Source organism: Micromonospora sp. ALFpr18c, assembly GCF_008868155.1.
Classification (GTDB): domain Bacteria; phylum Actinomycetota; class Actinomycetes; order Mycobacteriales; family Micromonosporaceae; genus Micromonospora.
This window is the reverse complement of sequence record NZ_WBKR01000337.1, coordinates 1-3,236: the sequence shown is the minus strand read 5'-3', so window position 1 is coordinate 3,236 and position 3,236 is coordinate 1. Positions and strand designations below refer to the sequence as shown.

Below are 3,236 nucleotides of genomic sequence, written 5' to 3'. Positions count from 1 at the left end.
CGGCCACCGGCAGCGGATCGGGCAGCGCGTCCTCGGCGGCGAGCAGCGCGACCGCGTCGGCGGTCCGGAACGCCTCGGTGTCGACGGTCCGTTGCAGCACGAAGCCGAGCGCGCCGAGCAGCACCACGACCACGCCGGCCACCAGCACCGGCACCAGGCGGTTGCGGGGCGGCGGCGGGGCCCGGTGCACGGGTACCGGCAGCAGGCGCGACGGCGTGTACGGTTCGAGCGGCGCGTACGGGTCGGCGGTGGGGCGGTGCAGCCGGTACACCCCGGACTGCTCCTGCGTCGCCCCGGCCAGCCCGACGACCGACGGCGGGACCGGCGCCTCGCTGGACGGGGACACGGACTCTCTGGCCGGCTCGGGTGGCCAGGTGGCGTCGCCCGGCTCGTCGGAGGGTGTGCGCGGGTTCGGAACCGTCCCGCCCGCCGCCGTCGATCCGGCGTGGTGGGGCGGGTGGTAGCCGGAGTCGACCGGCCGGTCGTCGAGCGGGGGGACGCGGGCCGCCGGCACCGTCGGGGCGTCCCGGGGGGTGGACGGCTCGTCGGCGCAGACGTGGTCGGGGTTCGCGGCCGCCCGGGCCAGCGCCGCCACCTGCACGGCCAGGGGATCGTCGGCGGGCAGGTGCTGCCGGCACAGCTCACGGGCCAGCGCCAGATTGTCGTGAGCCTCGGCGAACTGGCCACAGTCGCGCTGCATCGCGCCGAGCCGGGCCAGCATCTTGATGCCGCTGGGGTGCCCGTCGCCGTACACCTCGCGGTGCAGCTCCCAGGCGTCCTGGAGTCGGTCGCGAGCCACCGTGCACTGGCCGCGGGCGTACTCGACGGTGGCCAGGTCGGCGTGCGCGGCGAGCACCCGCAGCGACTCGGGCCCGTCCTGCGCGGTCAGCTCGATGATGACTTCCTGGTAGAGCCGGGCGGCTCGCGAGTGGCTGCCGACCCGGTGCAGCACCGCGGCCAGGGTCGCCGCCGCGGCGACCGTACGCGGGTCGGATCGGCCGTGCAGCCGGGTGGTGGCCGCGTACGCGAAGGCGGCCCAGCCACGGGCGGAGTGCGGCTCGCCGAGGGCGACCAGCACCCGCGCCTGGAGGCTGGCGGCCTCGGCCAACTCTTCGGTGGCGTTGGCCGGCCGGGGGTCGGCGTCGGTGAGCGCGTCGGAGAGCAGCCGCTGCGCGCCCGCCAGGTCACCGGAGGAGACGAGGTGGTGCGCCTGATCAGTCAGTTCGCCGAAGCCGGAGGGCACGCCCCATCGTGCTCATCCGACGACGGTAAGTACAAGACCCACGGCGGTGTCGATCGGTCAGGATGTCGTCAGGTGCTCGGCCAACGTCTCGCTGATCCGGCGCAGTTGGTCGACCTGGGTCGGGCTCAACGCGTCGAACAGGTGCCGGCGTACCCCCTCGACGTGGCCGGGTGCGGCGGCGGCGAGGGTGGCGAATCCCTCGTCGGTGAGCACCGCGATCTGCCCTCGGCGGTCGGTGGGGCACTCCTCGCGGCGTACCCATCCGGCGGCCTCCAGGCGGGCCACGGCGTGCGAGAGCCGGCTGCGCGACGACCCCGCCGCCTGGGCCAGGTCGCTCATCCGCAGTTGGCGGCCGGGGGTCTCGGAGAGCCGGACCAGGATCTCGTAGTAGGCGTGCGGCATGCCGGCGTCGCGTTGCAGCTCGCGGTCGAGCGTGTCCATCAGCGCCCGGGAGGCGGCGAGGTACGCGCGCCACGTGCGTTGCTCGTCGGGGTCCAGCCAGCGGGTCATGACGGCCATCATACCCGCGATGGTTGAACGCTCAACTAAACGGCGCTACTGTGAGGTCATGGGTATCCACCGGCTCAACCACGCGGTCCTCTACGTCAGCGACCTCGCCCGCAGCGTCGCCTTCTACCGGGACGTGCTGGGCTTCCGCCCGGTGGCGATGACCCCGGACGGCTTCCGGGGCGCCACCTTCCTCCAGGCTCCGGACTCCACCAACGACCACGACCTCGGCCTGTTCGAGATCGGCGCCGGCGCCGGTCGGTCGACCGCCGGACGGGCCACCGTCGGCCTCTACCACCTGGCCTGGGAGGTCGACACCCTCGACGAGCTGGCCGCGACAGCCGAGCGGCTCGTCGCCGCGGGCGCCCTGGTCGGCACCTCCGACCACGGCACCACCAAGAGCCTCTACGGCAAGGACCCGGACGGCCTGGAGTTCGAGGTGGTCTGGCTGATCCCGGCCGACCTGCTCGACGACGCCGCACTGGCCGCCCGCAAGCAGATCGGTCGACTCGACCTGGACGCCGAGCGGCGGCGCTACGGCGGGCAGACCCGCGGCGGGGTGGGGATCTCCGTCCCGGCCTGAGCAGGCATGCGGTAGAACGGACCGATGCCGACCGACCGGACCACTGATTTCCTCCGCGAGCTGCTGGTCCGCCAGTTGACGACCTGGCTGCCCGCGGCCCTGCACCGCTCCCGCCGAGCCACCGTCGCTCTCGCCGGCGTCGACGCGGGCAGCGCGGAGGCCGCACTTCGCCTGGTCGCCGCGCACGGCGACCAGGCGCGCGGCCGGCAGGTGACGGTGCTGGTGCTGGCCGACGGCGCCGCCGACCTGCCGGCCCGACTCGGCCCGATCGAGGCGGAGCTACCCGCCGAGGTCACCGTGCACCTGCTGCCCGGCGACCCGTACCGGCTGCCGGTCGCGGTGAAGGCCGCCGGGGCGGCCGGCGCGCCGCTGTTCTCCTTCGTGGACGTGCCCGGCGCGGTGACGCCGAAGCTGCTCACCGCCGCGGCCAACGGCCGGACCGGCGAGGTGCTGCTGCACACAAACGGCAGCGCCCGGGATGTGCTCGTCTCCGCCGGCTTCCCCCTGGTCGCCGAGGTGGCTCTGGTGCTGCCGGACAGCGGGGCCGCCGGTGTCATCGCGTTCGGCAGCCGCTCCGACCGGAGTCTGGAGGCGGTGCGCGAGGCGCTCTGGGCGGTCGGCGCGGACCTGGGCGCGCGCTACCGCGACCCGCTCGACCCGACCGGCACGACGGTCGACGTGGTCGGCGATCCCGATCTCGCTTCGCTGGCCCACGAGCTGCTGGCCGAGCTGCGCGCGGGCGGGCCACGGCCGGTCACCGAGCTGCGCCGACACACCCTGACCGCGACCGTCTACCGGGCCGCCGACACCAACCGGGCGCTGGCCGATCTGCTCGAGGCGGGCGACCTGCGCCGCGACCGCGAGACGGGCCGACTAGCCGGCGACGAGATCATCACCCCAACG

4 protein-coding genes are annotated in these 3,236 nt (G+C 74.8%); 2 read left to right on the top strand and 2 right to left on the bottom strand.

Going from position 1 to position 3,236, the window contains the following annotated elements; all coding sequences use genetic code 11:
• Both F8271_RS30660 and F8271_RS30655 read right to left on the bottom strand, forming a co-directional pair.
• Positions 1-1,243: tetratricopeptide repeat protein (locus F8271_RS30660; RefSeq protein WP_151493280.1), on the bottom strand; the 1,243-nt coding region annotated here is incomplete at its 3' end.
• 57 nt (positions 1,244-1,300) lie between these two features.
• Positions 1,301-1,762 (bottom strand): MarR family winged helix-turn-helix transcriptional regulator, encoded by a 462-nt coding sequence (locus F8271_RS30655; protein WP_151493281.1) that lies wholly within the window; start codon positions 1,760-1,762, stop codon positions 1,301-1,303.
• 49 nt (positions 1,763-1,811) lie between these two features.
• On the opposite strand from F8271_RS30655, the gene F8271_RS30650 reads away from it, so the two are divergent.
• Together F8271_RS30650 and F8271_RS30645 are read left to right on the top strand one after the other, a co-directional pair.
• Positions 1,812-2,333, top strand: a complete 522-nt coding sequence (locus F8271_RS30650; RefSeq protein WP_151493279.1) for a VOC family protein — start codon at positions 1,812-1,814, stop codon at positions 2,331-2,333.
• A 24-nt stretch (positions 2,334-2,357) separates the two neighbouring features.
• Positions 2,358-3,236: hypothetical protein (locus F8271_RS30645; protein WP_151493278.1), on the top strand; the 879-nt coding region annotated here is incomplete at its 3' end.

What these genes read in the sequence shown, in the direction of transcription:
- F8271_RS30655 (WP_151493281.1), bottom strand. Translation starts at nt 1,762, where the DNA reads ATGGCCGTCATGACCCGCTGGCTGGACCCCGACGAGCAACGCACGTGG.
- F8271_RS30650 (WP_151493279.1), top strand. Translation starts at nt 1,812, where the DNA reads ATGGGTATCCACCGGCTCAACCACGCGGTCCTCTACGTCAGCGACCTC.